Origin of the sequence: Pseudoalteromonas caenipelagi (assembly GCF_013140855.1) — a bacterium.
Classification (GTDB): Bacteria; Pseudomonadota; Gammaproteobacteria; order Enterobacterales; family Alteromonadaceae; genus Pseudoalteromonas; species Pseudoalteromonas caenipelagi.
Map to the genome: position 1 here is coordinate 136,238 of NZ_JABBPG010000003.1, position 15,530 is coordinate 151,767.

General features: G+C 42.4%; 15 protein-coding genes and 7 tRNA genes. 18 read left to right on the plus strand and 4 right to left on the minus strand.

Going from position 1 to position 15,530, the window contains the following annotated elements; all coding sequences use genetic code 11:
- Positions 1-28: 28 nt before the first annotated feature.
- From HG263_RS08980 to HG263_RS08990, 3 genes are read left to right on the plus strand one after another with little or no spacing between them, the layout of a single operon-like run.
- Positions 29-364 (plus strand): YqcC family protein, encoded by a 336-nt coding sequence (locus HG263_RS08980; RefSeq protein WP_439331987.1) that lies wholly within the window; start codon positions 29-31, stop codon positions 362-364.
- Positions 358-1,092 (plus strand): tRNA pseudouridine(65) synthase TruC, encoded by a 735-nt coding sequence (truC, locus tag HG263_RS08985; RefSeq protein WP_171625756.1) that lies wholly within the window; start codon positions 358-360, stop codon positions 1,090-1,092. Before HG263_RS08980 ends, truC begins: the two co-directional genes overlap by 7 nt.
- Entirely contained in the window at positions 1,092-1,535 is a 444-nt protein-coding gene (locus tag HG263_RS08990; protein ID WP_171625757.1) for a flavodoxin, read from the plus strand. Before truC ends, HG263_RS08990 begins: the two co-directional genes overlap by 1 nt.
- Positions 1,536-1,567: 32 nt before the next feature.
- Here the strand turns inward: HG263_RS08990 and HG263_RS08995 are convergent, their stop codons facing one another.
- Together HG263_RS08995 and gloB are read right to left on the minus strand one after the other, a co-directional pair.
- Positions 1,568-3,136, minus strand: coding sequence for a lytic transglycosylase (locus HG263_RS08995; protein WP_171625758.1), 1,569 nt, complete (start codon positions 3,134-3,136; stop codon positions 1,568-1,570).
- A gap of 85 nt (positions 3,137-3,221) precedes the next feature.
- Positions 3,222-3,989 (minus strand): hydroxyacylglutathione hydrolase, encoded by a 768-nt coding sequence (gloB, locus tag HG263_RS09000; RefSeq protein WP_171625759.1) that lies wholly within the window; start codon positions 3,987-3,989, stop codon positions 3,222-3,224.
- A gap of 52 nt (positions 3,990-4,041) precedes the next feature.
- Here gloB and HG263_RS09005 point away from each other — a divergent pair, with 52 nt between their 5' ends.
- On the plus strand, positions 4,042-4,797 hold the full coding sequence (locus HG263_RS09005; protein ID WP_171625760.1) for a class I SAM-dependent methyltransferase: 756 nt from the start codon (positions 4,042-4,044) through the stop codon (positions 4,795-4,797).
- 4 nt (positions 4,798-4,801) lie between these two features.
- Here the strand turns inward: HG263_RS09005 and rnhA are convergent, their stop codons facing one another.
- Complete coding sequence (rnhA, locus tag HG263_RS09010) at positions 4,802-5,266, minus strand: ribonuclease HI (protein WP_171625761.1); 465 nt, start codon at positions 5,264-5,266, stop codon at positions 4,802-4,804.
- Between the two features lie 70 nt (positions 5,267-5,336).
- Here rnhA and dnaQ point away from each other — a divergent pair, with 70 nt between their 5' ends.
- The 11 genes from dnaQ to HG263_RS09065 all read left to right on the plus strand — a co-directional run bounded on the left by dnaQ (position 5,337) and on the right by HG263_RS09065 (position 10,084).
- Positions 5,337-6,044, plus strand: coding sequence for a DNA polymerase III subunit epsilon (gene dnaQ / locus HG263_RS09015; RefSeq protein WP_171625762.1), 708 nt, complete (start codon positions 5,337-5,339; stop codon positions 6,042-6,044).
- Between the two features lie 14 nt (positions 6,045-6,058).
- The gene (locus tag HG263_RS09020; protein ID WP_171625763.1) at positions 6,059-7,405 is read left to right on the plus strand and encodes a TIGR03503 family protein; all 1,347 of its coding nucleotides are present in this window, start codon (positions 6,059-6,061) and stop codon (positions 7,403-7,405) included.
- 98 nt (positions 7,406-7,503) lie between these two features.
- Positions 7,504-7,580: transfer RNA gene (locus tag HG263_RS09025), tRNA-Asp, on the plus strand.
- 27 nt (positions 7,581-7,607) lie between these two features.
- Positions 7,608-7,684 (plus strand) — tRNA-Asp (locus HG263_RS09030).
- A 37-nt stretch (positions 7,685-7,721) separates the two neighbouring features.
- Positions 7,722-7,798: transfer RNA gene (locus HG263_RS09035), tRNA-Asp, on the plus strand.
- Between the two features lie 30 nt (positions 7,799-7,828).
- Positions 7,829-7,905, plus strand: a tRNA-Asp gene (locus tag HG263_RS09040).
- A gap of 28 nt (positions 7,906-7,933) precedes the next feature.
- Positions 7,934-8,010, plus strand: a tRNA-Asp gene (locus HG263_RS09045).
- 30 nt (positions 8,011-8,040) lie between these two features.
- Positions 8,041-8,117, plus strand: a tRNA-Asp gene (locus HG263_RS09050).
- 40 nt (positions 8,118-8,157) lie between these two features.
- Positions 8,158-8,234: transfer RNA gene (locus tag HG263_RS09055), tRNA-Asp, on the plus strand.
- 184 nt (positions 8,235-8,418) lie between these two features.
- The gene (locus HG263_RS09060; RefSeq protein WP_171625764.1) at positions 8,419-9,000 is read left to right on the plus strand and encodes an ABC transporter ATP-binding protein; all 582 of its coding nucleotides are present in this window, start codon (positions 8,419-8,421) and stop codon (positions 8,998-9,000) included.
- Positions 9,001-9,013: 13 nt separating this feature from the next.
- Positions 9,014-10,084, plus strand: a complete 1,071-nt coding sequence (locus HG263_RS09065; RefSeq protein WP_171625765.1) for a DUF6136 family protein — start codon at positions 9,014-9,016, stop codon at positions 10,082-10,084.
- Positions 10,085-10,143: 59 nt separating this feature from the next.
- Here HG263_RS09065 and fadE read toward each other — a convergent pair whose 3' ends face one another.
- The gene (gene fadE / locus HG263_RS09070) at positions 10,144-12,603 is read right to left on the minus strand and encodes an acyl-CoA dehydrogenase FadE (protein WP_171625766.1); all 2,460 of its coding nucleotides are present in this window, start codon (positions 12,601-12,603) and stop codon (positions 10,144-10,146) included.
- 283 nt (positions 12,604-12,886) lie between these two features.
- Between fadE and HG263_RS09075 the strand changes: the two genes are divergently transcribed.
- The 3 genes from HG263_RS09075 to HG263_RS09085 all read left to right on the plus strand — a co-directional run bounded on the left by HG263_RS09075 (position 12,887) and on the right by HG263_RS09085 (position 15,431).
- Positions 12,887-13,195 carry a DUF6419 family natural product biosynthesis protein gene (locus tag HG263_RS09075; RefSeq protein WP_171625767.1) on the plus strand — a complete coding sequence of 103 codons (309 nt, stop codon included), beginning with the start codon at positions 12,887-12,889 and terminating at the stop codon, positions 13,193-13,195.
- Positions 13,196-13,279: 84 nt separating this feature from the next.
- The gene (locus HG263_RS09080; protein ID WP_171625768.1) at positions 13,280-14,413 is read left to right on the plus strand and encodes a 4-phosphoerythronate dehydrogenase; all 1,134 of its coding nucleotides are present in this window, start codon (positions 13,280-13,282) and stop codon (positions 14,411-14,413) included.
- A 1-nt stretch (position 14,414) separates the two neighbouring features.
- The gene (locus HG263_RS09085; RefSeq protein WP_171625769.1) at positions 14,415-15,431 is read left to right on the plus strand and encodes an aspartate-semialdehyde dehydrogenase; all 1,017 of its coding nucleotides are present in this window, start codon (positions 14,415-14,417) and stop codon (positions 15,429-15,431) included.
- Positions 15,432-15,530: the final 99 nt, after the last annotated feature.

A 15,530-nucleotide genomic window follows, 5' to 3' on the forward strand; every position in this document is an offset into this window, starting at 1 on the left:
GCCGCATATATACGCAAGAGTTTTAGTTGTGCCAGTTACCCTACATCAACATTTACAAATGCAGCTACAAGCCTTAGAGCAAGCATTGGCTAGTGCAAAGTTATGGCAAATCACACCGATAGATCCCCAATTATTACAATCGACGCAGCCTTTTTGTTGTGACACGCTGCAATTTGAGCAGTGGTTACAGTTTGTGTTTATACCTAAAATGTCGGCTTTAATTGCGCAAGATTTACCTCTACCTACAAATATTGCGATCGCGCCTATGGCACAAATGACATTAAGTGACCAAGCAAATTACGATGTCATTCTGAGTATTTTAGAGCAAATCGACAATAGCTTATCGCAAAGTGATGTATGTTAGAGATTGTCTATCAAGATGAGCACTATGTGGCGATTAATAAGCCATCTGGTTTACTAGTGCACCGTTCTTTTTTAGATAAAAGAGAAACCCAATTTGCCATGCAAATGCTCAGAGATCAGCTTGGTCAACACGTGTTTCCTGTGCATCGATTAGATAGACCGACTTCAGGCGTTTTATTATTTGCTTTAAGCTCCGAAGCTGCGCGGGATATGAACCAAGTGTTTATCGATGGCAACATAGAAAAGCGCTATCTTGCTTTGGTCAGAGGCTTTGCACCTGAGTCAGTCTTTTTAGATCGGCCGCTTAAAGAAGAGTTAGATAAAATTGCGGACAAGTTTGCTAATCAAGACAAAGCGCCGCAAGAAGCGCAAACGCAGTTTAATTGTCTATTCCAAGCAAGCTTACCTATCCCTTTTGGTAAGTATCCAAGCATTCGCTACAGCTTAGTCGAGTGCTTTCCAAAAACGGGCCGAAAGCATCAGATCCGCAGGCATTTAAAGCATTTATCTTACCCAATTATTGGTGATGTAAACCATGGTGATAATCAGCATAACCACTTCTTTTTTGAACATTTTTCACTGCAAAGGTTAATGCTGTTTGCAACTTCACTTAAGTTTGCTCATCCTTACACTAAAGAAATAATAACTATTAAAGCCCGCCTTGGAGAGCAAATGTTATCTATTTGCGAACAATTAGGTTGGCCTAAGACTGAGAAGGATTATGAATAATGGCGTCAGTATCGATATTTGTAGGCAGTATGTATGGCAACGCAGATAACTTAGCGGCGGAAGTAAAGAATAAGCTAGTAAGCCTTGGTCATGATGCGACTGTGTTTGAAGGTGGAAGTATTGAACAATTAGAAAGTGCAAAAAACGTGCTCTTTATCACCTCAACAACAGGCTCTGGTGATTTACCTGACAACATTCAGCCATTGTTTCAACAAATGCAAAGTCAATTTCCAATGTTAACCGATAAAAAAGTCGGGGTGATTGGACTCGGTGATAGCAGTTATGGTGAAACATTTTGCGGTGCGGGTCGACAAGTGGATGCGTTAGTAAAAGAGCTAAATGCAACAATACCTGTTGAACGACTAGATATCGATGCCTGTGAGCACTTTGAACCGTGGGAACCGGCCGCGCCTTGGCTGATGCTTTGGGCCGCGCAATTATAAAAACAAAAAAAGCGCCAAGTTGGCGCTTTTTTTTATGAGCTTTTTACATCCACTTTAAGCTTTAATCTCTGCCCAGGATAAAGGTACTTCTGACCTTGTAAGTCATTCCATTTGACTATTTCTTTCACAGTCAGGTTAAACTTTGAGGCAATTCTTGCCAACGAATCACCACGCCTTACTTTATATGTAATAGTGCGGTTACTCGTATTGCTTGCTATCTGCTCATTTTTAGCTTGCTGGTAAATGGTTAACTTTTGTCCCAATCGCAAAATAGAGCTCGGCTTGAGTCGATTCCAGCTTGCTAGCTGCTTGATAGTGACATCATACTCGCGGCTAATATCCCACAATGTATCACCATTGGTCACCACATGAACCTTTTCAGCGCGCTGTGTTTTTGCAATTGAGTTTCTGACACTAGCTGGTAAGTGCTCGCTTTTTAACTCACCATCACTAATAGGTACAAGTAAGTTTTGACCGATTCGGATAATGTGTGAATCTAGTTTATTCAACGACCGAATGGCACTGGCACTGGTTGAAAACTTTGCCGCGATGACCGATAGTGTATCGCCCTTTTTGACAGCGTAATGTTGCCAGCGCAAACGGTCTTTAATGTCAGTGGCAGCAAGTTTTTCTTTAAAAGCGTCTACTTTGTCCGCCGGTAATAGTAGCGAATGAGGACCATTCGGGTCGCTTGCCCAGCGATTAAATGCAGGGTTTAATCTGTAGAGTTCCGTCAGCGAAATATCCGCCATGTCAGCGGCGAGCGCTAAGTCAATTTGAGAGCCTATATCAACAGACTCAACCACCTGCGCATTAATTATCTTTTTCCAGCTGACATTAAATTCTTCTTGTCGTTTTAATAAATCAGACAAGGCTAGTAACTTTGGAACATAGGCAGTGGTTTCTCTTGGTAAATCGAGAGACCAAAAATCGGTTGGTAAATGCTTTTTACGGTTTTTTCTAATTGCTTTGAGTAGCCGCCCTTCACCAGAATTATAAGCTGCTATTGCATTAAGCCAGTCGCCTTCAAGTGTTTTGTGTAGATAGCTAAGATAATCAAGGGCTGCTCGAGTTGATTGTACGATATCTCTACGGCCGTCATACCACCAATTTTGTTTCAGATTGAACCTTTCTCCTGTTTTTGGCATAAATTGCCAAATACCCGATGCACTGCGGTGAGAGTAGCCAAATGGGTCAAATGCGCTTTCAACAATAGGCAAAAGCGCTATTTCGATGGGCATTTGACGCTTTTCAACTTCTTCAACGATGAAGTATAAATAGGGTTCAGCCCGCTTTGAAATGCGGTCTAAATAGGCTTGATGGCGCTGATAATAGTTACGCTCTGCAACCACAGGACGATTCTGTGGAACGTCAATCGAAAGTTGGTAGCGAATGCGCTCCCATACGTCATCAAACACAGGGGGTGGCTCATCTACTTCCATGGGCTCTTGGCTTGCACTGAGTAAGGTGTCACTGATCTCTGCAGGGCTCGCGCTGTTAAGTTGCGATGCAGTCAATTCTGTTGATTTATTAAAATCAGAAACGCTTTGACAACCGCTTAACAAAGCCACCAAAACAAGGGAAATAGACAATTTATTCATAGACAATTTTCTGTTACTCGAGCAAAAACCCGCCAATACTACCTGTTAAGTGTATATATTAAAAGTGATTAGTATAGCCTAATGACTAAAAGCTATCTTTCCAAGCTCTAAGTGCAGCAAACACTTTCCAAGGTTCTGATAGGTCATCACTTAAGTGGTGCGGGATGTTTGCTTTTGCTTGAGTCAAGGTGGCACGCAAAAAGGGATTTACCGCTCTTTCCTTTGCAAACGTACTGGGGAGGGTTGGCGTGCACTTACTTACCTGTTGCTCTGCCCATTTCTTATAGTTTTGAATGTCACTATTATTGGGCTCAACAGCACTGGCGAATGCTAAGTTTGCTAATGTGTACTCATGGGTGCAATACATCAGTGCATCATCGGGTACATCATTAAACTTACACAGAGTCAGCCACATTTGTTCACTACTACCTTCCATCAAGCGTCCACAGCCCGCACTAAAAATAGTGTCTCCTGTAAAGCAAAGCGTGTTACTTAGGTAACAAATGTGGTCAAGAGTATGTCCTGGGGTTTCAATAACGCGAAGTTTAATGCTCAATACATCGAGCTCATCACCTTCTTTTAATGGATGAGTGATCCCATTAAAAGGAGAGTTTGTAGGCCCATACACAGCTATTGACGGTGAAGATTTTAGTAATTCTTGTATACCATTAGTATGATCCCAGTGATGATGGGTGACTAACACACCTTTTAAAGTCGCCTGTTTTTGTGCGAGGTAAGTGTTTACCGGGTCAGCTTGGCCGGGATCAACGACCCACACATGGTTATTTTCAGTATCGCGTATAGCCCAAATATAATTGTCGGTAAAAGCTTTGATAGGCTCGACTTGCACCATAGTTAATTGCTCTATAAAGTGAGTGTTAGCATTAGTATAACGAGCAAACTTGATGAAACCAGCCTTAAGTTTTCAACAGGGTCCAAAGCCTCTTGAATGGCAAGACTTCCCTCATGGGGATTATCTGCGAATCGGTATCGAAAGAAGAGTAGGTAAATGGTTACCGAGAATGTTTGGGTACCATATGCTGAAATTGGGCAGTCTTAGTGGGCAAATTGATACATCTAAAAGTACCATTAAACATCAAGTATGTGTTTCACCTCATGCATTAGGGCATGTTGGCGTAGTAGCTGAAATTGATGAATTACCATTTTCAGAGCACAGTGTTGACGTATGTATATTGAGTCAAAGTCTTGAATACCACTCTGACCCCCACCACATTTTGCGTGAAGCTCATCGTACGTTAATACCCGGGGGATATATCGTTATTAGCGGTTTTAACCCTTTTAGCTTGTGCGGGTTGGCCAGCGCATTACCATTTAGCCGCGAAAAGCTTCCTTGGTCAGGGCGTTTTTTTACCCCGTCTCGGGTTAAGGACTGGTTAGATTTATTGGGCTTTGAAATCCTTGCGGATGAGCGCTTTATCTATTCATCACTTGCAAGGGGCAGTCGGTTATCTCGCTTTGCACCTTGGAGACGATTTTGTCGGCATTATTTAAAACCAATGGGGAGTTGTTATCTATTGGTTGCTCGAAAACGTGTTGCGCCATTGACTCCAATTAAGCCTAAATGGCGTGCCAGACCTAAATGGGCGCCAGCGGTAAAAAGTGCGCGCTTATCACAAACGCGCTCAAGAACTGAAAAATAATAGACTATGCTTGGTAGCCTTCATCAACTTCTAAAGCACTAGATGAAGCCGCTTCACGTGCTAAGTCATCGACTAGCTCATTATATTTATTGCCACTGTGGCCTTTTACCCAGCGCCATTCTATATTGTGGCGCTGACACGCAGCGTCTAGTCTTTTCCATAGGTCTACGTTTTTAACTGGTGCCTTGGATGCGGTCTTCCAGTTGCGTTTCTTCCAGTTTTCTAACCATGACTCAATCCCTTGCTTGACGTATTGGCTATCTGTGTACAAGATGATGTGGCACGGTCTTTTGAGCGTTTCAAGTGCAACGATGGCTGCTAACATTTCCATTCGGTTATTGGTTGTCAAGGTATAGCCTTGAGCTAATTGCTTTTCATGGCCTTGATAACACATATACACGCCATAGCCGCCGGGCCCAGGATTACCAAGACACGAACCATCGGTATAAATCTCTACTGTTTTTTGCACGAATAGACCTGTTTTTATGTAGAATGTAACTATTAATGGTTAACCATAACAAAGTTGGGCGTCAGACGATATGTTAAAAAGGCAAATAGTCCTAGATACAGAAACGACGGGGATTGATCCAAAAGCCGGACATAGGATCATTGAGATAGGCTGTGTAGAATTAATCAACCGCCGCTTAACTGGCAATAACTTCCATGTTTACATCAACCCACAGCGTGAAATAGAAGAAGAGGCGATTGATGTTCACGGTATCACGAATGAGTTTTTGCGTGACAAGCCTTTGTTTAATCAAGTCGCACAAGAGTTTTTTGACTATATAAAAGGCGCAGAATTAGTTATCCATAACGCCCCGTTCGATGTTGGCTTTATGGACAATGAGTTTGCTATGCTAAATCAAGGCTTTCCAGCAACACACGAGTATTGCCAAGTATTAGATACATTAGTGATGGCGCGTAATTTGCATCCAGGACAAAAGAATAACCTAGATGCTCTTTGTCGACGTTACGATATCGATAACTCGAAGCGTACTTTGCACGGCGCTTTGCTGGATTCTGAGATATTGGCTGATGTATACCTAGGTATGACAGGTGGCCAAGTGAAACTTAATTTGGCCTCTGGAAATGAGTCGAATGAGCAGGATGATGGCGGTAATATCCGTCGGTTATCATCAAATAGACCTAAGTTAAGGGTAGTTCGAGCGTCAGCCGAAGAGTTACAGGCCCATGAAGCTAGATTGCAAGTGGTTAATAAAGACGGTGACACGTTGTGGCAAAAATAACGAGGTAGCAAAGTATGAAGCGGTTTTGGCTCGGACTGATGATGATGTTAACCACTTGCTCGATGGCGGCCCCTTTGGTCACTGTTCTTGAGCGTGACGGCGTCTCTAATGAAGTGCCGCTATTAGATAACCGCTTTAGGATAGACCATAAGGTTGACAAAATCTCGTTACTTTTTTTCCGCAAACCAGGCTCTCCGGCCGTTGTTCTCGTACAACCCGATGGAAGTAAAATCTACGCTACGCACGCACTGCGTGATGACACTTTGCAATGGTATGATGAAGTCAGTTTTGACTTAATTGTAATAAGTAACCCCACACCAGGGCCTTGGCAGGTTATCGGCAATATTCAGCCAGATAGCCGAGTTATGGTCGTTGGTGAAATAGAACTCAAGGTAGAACCTTTGCCACCTTTGATCTTTAGAGGTGAGACATTGAAAGTAACCGGCAGAGTGACCAATGATGGCGCCCCAATTGATATCGGCTATTTTCGAGAAGTTGTTACCTTAGTTGTTGACTTTGTAAGTACGAATAATGACGCGTATGACAATTTTGGTGCAGGAACCCAAAGCGTAACCGAGTTTAAAGACGATGGTCGAGAATTTGATGAACGTCCCATGGATGGTATTTTTACGGGGGAGTTTCAATTAACTTTTCCAGCAGGGGAGTGGCGCCCTGAGTTTCACATTGAAACACCGTTAATGAAACGCAAAGTTGTGGCAAAACCAATTATCATTGCAGAGCCGCCATTTGATTATGAATTGACCATTTCTGAAAGTGAAGAATTTGATCACGAATTGATGATCAAAATTGATAATCAAACAGTTAAGCCTGAGTCTGTGATCTTTCAAGGGAAGATTTTTTACCCAAATGGCGAAGAACAGCCATTTACCATTGACCCTAAAACGCGTTTACACAGAACGCTACCAATTAAAAATTATGACTGGGGTAGATATAGTGTAGAAATTTCAGCGTTTGGTGAAAATATCAATGGACGTGAATTTATGGCTACATTGCCCATATATAAATTTGAAATTGAGCGGCCAATTGAAAAAGTGCCAGAATTAGCTGTGCCGATTCAAACGGTGTTAATTCCAGAGCCAGAACCCGAGCCTGAGGTAAACACCACCATGGTGGTGAGTGTTATTGTGCTTGGTAACTTATTTATACTATTAATCGGTTGGCTGGCTTTCAGAGTGATGGTGCAAAATAAACCAATAAAACTGAATATAAAATTGCCTTCGTTCAAAACAAAAGAAAAAGCAACTGAAGAAAAAAAAACTGAACAACAAAAGCCTGATGAAAATGGCTCAAAAAATGACAAATCAGGTGATATTTTGAACCTTTCGATGACAGATGACTAAAAAAGCGGGTTATTTTCAAAAAAACTGTTGACTCTCATGGGGTCGATTCGTATTATTCACGCCGCTGTCAGGGAGCACTCTGGTAGCACGAATAATGTGGAGTGGTAGTTCAGTTGGTTAGAATACCGGCCTGTCACGCCGGGGGTCGCGGGTTCGAGTCCCGTCCACTCCGCCAATTATTCAACAATCTGTAAGTAGTGCTGGAGTGGTAGTTCAGTTGGTTAGAATACCGGCCTGTCACGCCGGGGGTCGCGGGTTCGAGTCCCGTCCACTCCGCCAAATCTTACATCGTGCTAAAAGCACATATTCCTTACGTGGAGTGGTAGTTCAGTTGGTTAGAATACCGGCCTGTCACGCCGGGGGTCGCGGGTTCGAGTCCCGTCCACTCCGCCAATAGGAAAACAATAGATTAAAACACACCGTGGAGTGGTAGTTCAGTTGGTTAGAATACCGGCCTGTCACGCCGGGGGTCGCGGGTTCGAGTCCCGTCCACTCCGCCAATGTTTTAGTCGCCCTTATTTGCTCAGTGGAGTGGTAGTTCAGTTGGTTAGAATACCGGCCTGTCACGCCGGGGGTCGCGGGTTCGAGTCCCGTCCACTCCGCCAATGCAAATAACAAAAAAATGATATCTCTGCGGAGTGGTAGTTCAGTTGGTTAGAATACCGGCCTGTCACGCCGGGGGTCGCGGGTTCGAGTCCCGTCCACTCCGCCATTTGATATCAAGAGGATGCTCTATAAACACATACCACTGCGGAGTGGTAGTTCAGTTGGTTAGAATACCGGCCTGTCACGCCGGGGGTCGCGGGTTCGAGTCCCGTCCACTCCGCCATTTTACGTATAGTATCTAACTCCAAACTTCTTATTCCCTCTTTATATTGTCAATTCATTATTAAGCACTTATTAAAACTATCTAATTCTTTTTATTCGATAAAACTCGACATAGTTTGTAACTAAAAAGCGCTCAAAAGTTGTTCCTAAACTGATAAACTTCCCAAAAAAAACAGGAAGTTGTAATGATAGAAATCAAAGATCTCCATAAACAGTTTGCAAATAAACAGGTGTTTCATCAATACAATAATCAGTTTCCCCATCATAAAACCTGCGTCATGGGCGAAAACGGTTTGGGTAAAACCACCTTATTCACACTCATTGCGGGATTAGACCCTCATTTTTCCGGTGAAATCTTACTATCCGGTCAGCCTGTAAATAGCTTGCAAAAATATGTTGCGCTTGCTTCAGATAAAGTCGCATTTCCTGAATTTTTAACTGCTCAGCAAATTCTATCGATGACAAGTCATGCTTGGCAGTGTGAGTTGCCACTGTCTTTTGCGCAAGGCCTCGGGTTTACGCCTTTTTTGGATACTCGTGTAAGTGATTTATCATCGGGAAATAATAAAAAATTACAGCTTCTCAATGCAATTATGCGCAATACAGAATATCTCATTTTAGATGAGCCAAGCGCTGCACTTGATAAGCATGGTATTGAGGTGATCTGTCAATGGCTCAATGAATTTCAAGGGCATGTTTTGATAAGTAGTCATGAGCCTGAACCATTTTTACAGATAGGCTTTGTTGAACAACCTTTATTTGCTTAGGTGTGGGTCATTTATGAACTATTTTCAGTATCGTGTTAATGCGTATCGATATGCCCTCAAAGAGCTTGGTAGGCAAATACAGCAGTTTGCTTTAATGATTTCTACTTTGTTTTATATATTTCTCCCTGGCCTTGTTGGCGCTTTGTTTTTTGGCCTTGGTCGAATAGTCCAAAATGACTCAGTGCAAGCGACAAACAAAGTGATCTGGGGCTACTTGTTATTGCAAACGCTAATGCTGAGCGTATTAAAACCCATTGTTTTAGACTTATCACACAGGCGTTTCCATCTTTCTTTACTACAAAACATGTTTAAGCAGCGTCTTGCTGATATAACGCTTGTGCTTTGGAGTCACGTTCTTTTATGGATGTCATTAGCTCTGGTCATCAGCATGGGCATGGAAAAGGTTGCAAGAGCGCCACATCTAATCGTATTCATTGCTACACAGGTGTGTTTTGCCATAGCGCTGCTTTATCGTCTGCAGAGCGTCGTATATGCCTTGCTTTTCGCATTAGTGCTACAGACGTTTGAATTGTCCATTACCGCTTATTTAATTAGCATCAATGTGGTGTTATTACTGGCGTGTATTATTAAGCCCGTGAGCTTCGCTTATCAGCCTAAACAAATTAACAGCTGGGGGTTTTGGCTGCTATATGGGGTAAATAAACTGTGGTCTTTAATATGGCGTTTTGCGGTCAGCTTTTTGCTTATTTGGGGGGCTTCTGTTATCGGGCATGAACGGCCTGAGTTATTACACTGGTACACGCCTATGATTGCCTCTATCGCCCTTTTGCTATGGGGGAGTTTATGTTTGAAAACCTCCGAACACCTTAAAGAGTATCGCTTGTTTTGGCAAAGTATTCAGCAATATGATAAGGCAGTCACAACTCAGCATATATTAATTTTTTGCTTTTATCTGCTCAGCTGGCTCATATCTATTAGTTTGCTCAACTTTGACCTGTATGTGTTAATGGCATTATTGTTTGCTCCAGCTATACAGTGGTGTGCTGCGAACAAACCTCAGCACCTAGCGGTATGTTGGGGTGTACTTGTCGTGGCTTTATATTTAATCAAGGTTCTGGTTTAACAATAAAAAAGCCAGCAAATATGCTGGCTTTGACTCATTCAACGAATGTAAGGGAATAATTACGCTGCGCTCGCACCTTTTTTGGTGCTTTGTTTTGTTGCTGCTTGACCTGCCATTAGCTCGCTGGGGTCAAAATCGTCCACATTAATGACTGCAAGACGTTTAGCTTCAACTGCACTTAGTTTTGCTGCTTCATCTTCATTCAGAATGCCAGCTTCTAAGCCCATTTGCGCTACTTTATCAAGTTGCATAAATGGTAACTTTTGACCTTTACTGCGACAAACTTTGTCAAACAGAGGCTCAACTTCTAGAATATCTCGTAATGTTTGTTCTTGCTTACCTAAAATGTTTAACGGTTCATCTTTTAGATAAATATGTGCAGCTAAACGTTCGCGAGATGCGTTTGGTGTTTGCAGTAGGTGAGCAATTTTGTGTTCAAGCTCATCTGTTGGTTTACGAACAGGGCGACCAAATGGGAATAGCAAGACTTTCAGCATGCCTCGTAGTACTGCTGATGGCATGTTATTAATTAAGTCTGCTAGTGCGCGCTGACAAAGGTATAAGTGCTCTTGGCAGCTCCATTGCACGAACGGTAAGTCCTCTTTTTTACGACCTTCGTCGTTGTAACGTTTCAGCGTTGCTGACACCAAATATAGATAACTTAATAAATCACCTAAACGTGCTGAAATTCGCTCTTTACGTTTGAGTGAGCCACCAAATACAGCCATGCAAATGTCAGACATAAACGCTAATGAAGCACTGTAACGGCTTGCATTGCGGTAAAATACCGCTGTTTCATCATTGTAAGGGACTTTGGTAAAACGGGCGCCAGTTAGGGCTAACCATTTAGTTCTAACTAGGTTTGAGATCGTGAAACCGATATGGCCCATCAATGAGGTATCAAAGCTTTCTAATGCAGCTTGCTTATCTTCCATGCTAACAGCATTGAGTTCAGCAAGAACGAATGGATGACAGCGAATGGCACCTTGACCGTAGATGATCATATTACGGGTTAAGATGTTTGCCCCTTCAACCGTAATCGCAATAGGAGCACCTTGATAGCCTCGACCCAGATAGTTATTAGGACCCAAGCATATGCCTTTACCACCGTGAATATCCATAGCATGCATCGTTGACGCACGCATCTGTTCGGTAAGATGGTATTTCAAAATTGCAGATACTACAGATGGCTTTTCACCCGAGTCTACCGCACCGGTAGACATACTGACAGCAGCATCTGTGCTATATGCATAACCGCCAAGCTTTGCTAAAGACTCTTCAATACCTTCCATTTTACCTATAGGAAGTTTGAACTGGCGACGAATGCGGCTATATGCACCACTTGCTAATGCCAGTGACTTTATACCGCCTGTTGAGTTTGAAGGCAGTGTGATCACTCGGCCAACAGATAAGCACTCAACCAGCATGCGCCAGCCTTGGCCAGCCATTTTTGGTCCACCGATAATGTAATCAATGGGTACAAAAATATCGTCACCCTGTGTAGGACCATTTTGGAATGGCACGTTTAACGGGAAGTGGCGACGACCAATCTTAACACCTGGGGTATTAGTAGGGATTAATGCACAGGTGATACCAGGCTCTTTATTATCGCCAAGCAATCCATCTGGGTCGCGTAATTTAAATGCAAGGCCCAGTACAGTCGCAACCGGAGCAAGTGTAATATAACGCTTATTCCAAGTTAGTCGAATACCCAGCGTTTCTTTACCTTCCCATTCACCTTTACAAACAATACCATAATCAGGGATTGCTGATGCGTCAGAACCAGCCTCAGGAGATGTTAATGCAAAACAAGGGATCTCTTGACCTTTTGCAAGTCTGGGCAGGTAATGGTCTTTTTGCTCTTGTGTACCGTAGTGCTGAAGAAGTTCACCTGGGCCTAAAGAATTAGGCACACCAACAATAGAAGAAAGTAAGGTTGATTTACTGGTCAACTTTTGTAACACACAAGACTGGGCGTAAGCAGAAAACTCTAAACCGCCGTATTGCTTTTTAATGATCATGGCAAAGAATTTATTGTCTTTTAAGTATTGCCAAACATCTTCAGGTAGGTCGGTTAGTTCATGAGTCGCTTTCCAGTCATCTAACATGGCACATACTTCTTCAACAGGGCCATCTAGAAATGCTTGTTCTTCAATGGTTAATCGAGATTGAGGATATTGATGTAACTTTTTCCAATCAGGATTACCGCAAAACAGGTCCGCTTCCCACCAAGTTGTTCCCGCATCTATTGCCGATTTTTCGGTTTCAGACATGGTTGGTGTGACTTTTTTAAATGCTTTAAAAAGCGGCGCAACAATATATTGCTGACGAATGTTTGTAAGGGATAAGGGCACTACAATAGCTAAAAATATTAGCCATGAAAATGCGCCAAACGCACCGAAAAAGGTGCCTATAAGTAACGTAATAGCTGCAACACCTACGGAGGCGTTCCAGCTGGCTCTGTGATAGCTGGCTATGCTAAGTAATGCTATCAACGCTAAAGTGAATAAGAGTGTCATGTTGTTCTTCCTTATAAGAGGTCTGACCACCTTGGTTAGACTAGCCTTTAAGGCAATTCATTTCAAGTGAAAAAATGCTCCAATTACTCTAGTAAACAAGGCTTATTTTAGCTCAGTATGTTTAAAAATAGGCACAAGCCAGAAAATGCGTGTTGTAGCGACTAATTGCCAGTATGTTTTTTTGGTGTAAATAAAAAGAAAACTATTCAGTTGCTGGCTGGTTGCAATTTGTATGGCAACGCCTATTGTTTTAGAAGGATTAAACTTAAGGAAGGAACCTTAAATGATCAGTTCAATTGTTATGGTGTCTATTTCTCTATTTTCGACTTGGATGTCAGTAAACGTATACACCCCCGCGATTTTTTTCAATTTGTTTTGCTGCTTGATAAGTGCTTGGTACGGGTACCATGGTCATTTACACATGGCACTGATACTGGCTTTTTTTAATGTTTTGGCTGTATTGATGAGCCCGATTTTAATGCTACCGGAACAAACGAACGCAACGTTCAGCGTTTTATTATTGCTCATGGCTATGTTCTCGGGGATTGCTATTGGAGTGCATAAGCTAAAAACAAAAGTCAATAATAATTAGCGGTGCTTTAATACATGCCTAAACTCGCATTTTTGAGTTGCTTAGGTATACAATATCGGTCCCGAGCACCGTTTGGAATATTAAATGAAGATCCTTGCAGACCAAAATATGCCTTTAGTAGAAGAGTTTTTTTCTGATTTGGGTGAAGTTAGGCGTTTTGATGGTCGCAACTTGCAGGCATCATCATTACATGACGTGGACGCTTTACTCATCCGTTCAGTGACTAAAGTTAATGCGGATCTGCTAGAGCATGCAAAACAACTCCAGTTTGTTGGTACTGCGACAATTGGTATTGACCATGTTGATACTCAACTACTCGCTCAACGAGATATAGCTTTTACCAATGCCCCTGGTTGTAATGCAATTGCTGTGGCTGAATATGTTATTAGCGCACTGTATGCTTATGCACAAGAAACTGATACCTGTTTGCAGGGGAAAACACTTGGCATTGTTGGCGTTGGCAATATTGGCCATTGTTTAAAAGAGAAGTTAGCGGGGACGGGGATCAACATACTGCTGTGTGACCCTCTCAGATATGAGCAAGGTGACTTGCCTGAGCACGTTGATATCGATACCGTATTGAGCACAGCAGACATACTGAGTTTTCACGTTCCACTTATAAAACAAGGGGAGCACAAAACATATCATTTGCTAGATGAAAGTCGTTTAAAAAAGCTAAAAGACAGCACGCTAATAATTAATGCGAGCCGTGGGGATGTTATTGACAACCATGCGTTATTAAAGCTTTTACAAAACGGCCAACGTCTAGAATTAGTGTTAGATGTGTGGGAAAACGAGCCCAATATTTTGACAGACCTGCTGCCATATACCCGATTTTCTAGCGTGCACATTGCCGGTCACAGCTTAGAAGGAAAGGCGCGCGGCACCCAAATGTTATATGATGGACTTTGTGATCTTCTGGGCAAGCCTGCCAACAAACAGCTTGAAACATTTTTGCCAGTCCCTGCATTGACTAAATGTAGGACAGAAAAAACACTCACTGAGCAAGATTTAGGGCGTTTGGTACATCTAGTCTATGATATTCGCAGAGATGACGGTTTAATGCGAACTAATTTAGCCAGTTATGGCTTTGATAACCTACGTAAGAATTATCCTCCAAGACGAGAGTTTAGTACGCTCAATATAGACAATATGAGCGAACATGGGAATGTGCTAGCAATGTTAGGTTTTAACGTAATTGAAAAGAATGAGGATTGATATGTCGCAAAAGTTCAATGTGGCGGTACTAGGTGCTACTGGTTTAGTGGGTCGTCAAATTATCGAAACACTAGAAGATAGAAAATTTCCTGTCGATCAGTTATTTGCATTAGCAAGTAGCCGAAGTGCTGGTGAAGAAGTCGACTTTCGTGGCGAAAAGATTGAAGTGATTGATGTTGAGCTGTTTGATTTCTCTCAAGCGCATATCGGCTTATTTTCTGCAGGCGGTAGCGTGTCGGAAAAATACGCTCCCATTGCAGCTGAAGCGGGATGTATTGTAATCGATAACACATCACACTTTAGATACGATTACGATGTACCTTTAGTTATTCCAGAAGTAAATGCCGCGAGTTTGGCTGATTTTCGTAACCGAAATATCATTGCAAACCCAAATTGCTCAACTATTCAAATGCTTGTTGCATTAAAGCCAATCTATGATGCGTATGGTATTGACCGTATAAATGTGTCTACATACCAAGCTGTATCAGGAGCTGGAAAAGAAGCGGTCGACGAATTAGCTAAGCAAACGGCTAACTTGATGAATGCTCGTCCTGTTGATAGCCAAGTCTTCAGTAAGCAAATCGCGTTTAATGTCATTCCACAAATCGATGCATTTCAAGACAATGGCTACACCAAAGAAGAAATGAAAATGGTATGGGAAACACAAAAGATCCTTGGAGATAGTAGTGTAATGGTAAATCCTACCGCTGTGCGTGTTCCTGTGTTTTTTGGTCATGCAGAAGCGGTGCACCTTGAAACTCGTATGCCATACGATATTGAACATATAAAGCAATTACTTAATGACGCGTCAGGGGTTGAGTTAATTGAAGATGAGCAAGATTATCCTACACCAGTTAGTGATGCTAGCGGTAATGACACGGTGTATGTTGGTCGTTTGCGTCAAGATATTTCCCATCCGCTAGGCCTAAATCTGTGGATTGTATCAGACAACACTCGTAAGGGAGCTGCAACTAATAGCGTACAAATTGCAGAAGAGCTAGTGGCAAATTATCTCTAAAATTGTCTTAACAAAGTACTGTCACGTGGCAGTACTTTGCCCCTATTTGCCACAACAAAGGCAACAATGTCAGACATTTGACTCACTTAATCATCTAAA

Bases quoted from the DNA above. Each gene is read 5' to 3' on its own strand.
- HG263_RS08990 (WP_171625757.1), top strand. From the start codon at position 1,092: ATGGCGTCAGTATCGATATTTGTAGGCAGTATGTATGGCAACGCAGAT.
- HG263_RS09005 (WP_171625760.1), top strand. From the start codon at position 4,042: ATGAAACCAGCCTTAAGTTTTCAACAGGGTCCAAAGCCTCTTGAATGG.
- HG263_RS09085 (WP_171625769.1), top strand. From the start codon at position 14,415: ATGTCGCAAAAGTTCAATGTGGCGGTACTAGGTGCTACTGGTTTAGTG.
- dnaQ (WP_171625762.1), top strand. From the start codon at position 5,337: ATGTTAAAAAGGCAAATAGTCCTAGATACAGAAACGACGGGGATTGAT.
- HG263_RS09075 (WP_171625767.1), top strand. From the start codon at position 12,887: ATGATCAGTTCAATTGTTATGGTGTCTATTTCTCTATTTTCGACTTGG.
- HG263_RS09020 (WP_171625763.1), top strand. From the start codon at position 6,059: ATGAAGCGGTTTTGGCTCGGACTGATGATGATGTTAACCACTTGCTCG.
- HG263_RS09060 (WP_171625764.1), top strand. From the start codon at position 8,419: ATGATAGAAATCAAAGATCTCCATAAACAGTTTGCAAATAAACAGGTG.
- HG263_RS09065 (WP_171625765.1), top strand. From the start codon at position 9,014: ATGAACTATTTTCAGTATCGTGTTAATGCGTATCGATATGCCCTCAAA.
- HG263_RS09080 (WP_171625768.1), top strand. From the start codon at position 13,280: ATGAAGATCCTTGCAGACCAAAATATGCCTTTAGTAGAAGAGTTTTTT.
- gloB (WP_171625759.1), bottom strand. From the start codon at position 3,989: ATGGTGCAAGTCGAGCCTATCAAAGCTTTTACCGACAATTATATTTGG.
- HG263_RS08995 (WP_171625758.1), bottom strand. From the start codon at position 3,136: ATGAATAAATTGTCTATTTCCCTTGTTTTGGTGGCTTTGTTAAGCGGT.
- truC (WP_171625756.1), top strand. From the start codon at position 358: ATGTTAGAGATTGTCTATCAAGATGAGCACTATGTGGCGATTAATAAG.
- fadE (WP_171625766.1), bottom strand. From the start codon at position 12,603: ATGACACTCTTATTCACTTTAGCGTTGATAGCATTACTTAGCATAGCC.